This window comes from Bullifex porci (assembly GCF_009695635.1).
GTDB classification, from domain to species: Bacteria; Spirochaetota; Spirochaetia; order Sphaerochaetales; family Sphaerochaetaceae; genus Bullifex; species Bullifex porci.
The window spans coordinates 1-1,965 of sequence record NZ_VUNN01000047.1; the positions used below are offsets into that span (position 1 = coordinate 1).

General features: G+C 30.4%; 1 protein-coding gene. It reads left to right on the top strand.

Annotated elements, in window-relative coordinates; translation table 11 throughout:
• The first annotated feature begins 184 nt into the window (after positions 1-184).
• The gene (locus tag FYJ80_RS11510; RefSeq protein WP_154427038.1) at positions 185-1,780 is read left to right on the top strand and encodes an IS1182 family transposase; all 1,596 of its coding nucleotides are present in this window, start codon (positions 185-187) and stop codon (positions 1,778-1,780) included.
• Positions 1,781-1,965: the final 185 nt, after the last annotated feature.

Genomic DNA, 1,965 nt, shown 5'->3' on the forward strand with positions numbered 1-1,965 from the left:
AGGGGCTGTTGCACGAAATAAAATAAATTAAGGACTCGTGCACAGTCCTTTTTTATTGTCATTTTAGGTGGAATATACTATAATTAACTTGTTATAAGATAAGGAAATAAAAACAGAGAGAACCTCCGAACTTCCTCTCTGTAATCCTTACAAAAACGACTAATTTTTTAAGGGAGCCGCCTAAATGAACGACTATAAACAGAATATAACTCTTTCTGATGCATATGGACAAGGATATTTATCTTTATTTTATGATTTTTCTTCAGAATTATTGCCACATGAAATGGCCTTATTGGAGTTATTAGAAACATTAGACTATAGTAATTTTGATGCATCACTTAAGAGAGAAGCAAATATAGATCCAAAGAGTATGGCAATAATAATAATTTATAGTTATATGCTGAATACCTATTCATCGCGAAATATAGAAAGATTATGTAAACGAGATATGTTTGCTTTAGCAATATTATCAGGTAGTTCAGCACCAGACCATACAACGATAAATAGATTTATACAAAGGAATGCTAATCCTATAGATGAATTATTTTATGATGTTGTTAAAAAGTTAGAAGAAAAAGGAGAATTATTAAAAGAAACTGTATTTCAAGATGGAACCAAAATAGAGTCACGAGCAGGAAAATATACTTTTGTATGGAAAGGTGCAGTAACAAAGAATGCTGAGAAATGTGAGAAAAGACTTCGTCAATATTTAAATAAAGCAAATGAATTAGGTCTTTCACTTTTATTAGAAGAAGGTAATGACTTTCAAAGTGTATATAATGAGCTAATTGTAGTAAAAAATAAAATAAAGGAAATTGATTTACCTTTTGATGCTCCATTAAAAAAAGGAAGGGGAAATAAACAAAAAAGATTAGTAAAGCATTATAAACAAATATGTGAAGATTTAAAAAAAGTAAATGACTATGACATATTATTGGCTTTAATAGGTGATAATAGAAATAGTATGTCAAAGACAGATCCTGATGCCACTTTCATGAGGATGAAAGAAGATAGCATGGGAAATGGTCAATTAAAACCTGGATATAATATACAAATAGCTGCAGATGCTAATTATATAGTAGGTGCTACAATTTCATGTGATAGAACAGATTATGAAACATGTATTCCAATGATAGAAAAGTTAGAAGAAAAGCTTGATTGGAAATATACCAATTACTGTGCTGATAGTGGGTATGATAATGTTAATAACTATAATTATCTAAAAGGAAAAGGATATACAGCATATATAAAGCCACAAGATTGGGAAATTTCAAAGACGAGGAATTATAAGAAAGATATTGGTAAATATCAAAACATGGCATATAACAAAGAAGAAGACTATTTCACATGTGCTAATGGTAATAAGCTTGAAAGGATTAAGACTTGTATAGATAAAAGAAGTGGTAGTACATATGGAGTATATAAGTGTTGTGAATCCTGTATAGATTGTCCTTGCAGAACCAAATGTATGAAAAAAAGTACTAAAGAATGTAAAGAAATGAATGCTTATATTGAGCATTGGGAAGTAAGGGATAAAGCACGAACACTTCTAGAAACTGAAAAGGGAATAATATTAAGACAGAATAGGAGTATTATGGCAGAAGGCTGTTTTGCTCAAATTAAAGCTAATAATAAATTAAGAAGATTTACCGCATTTGGTATGAGAAGAGTATTCTCTCAATGGTTATTAATGTGTATTGCAGTTAACGTTAAACATTACACTAATAGGCATTACAATTACCAATTAGATGAACCTGACTGGTATAAAGATATCGCATAACTAACAATTCAAATTTTATTGACAAAACATTAGGCCTTCTGCGTGGAAGGTCCAAAAGTATTTACATCATGTATTAATTTATTGATATTTTGGACAAAATTGAAGGCGAATGCTCGCTTATATGCTCGCATTCGCCTCTTTTTCATTTAGCACTATTTGTTTTTAAAGGCTCGTGCAACAGCCCC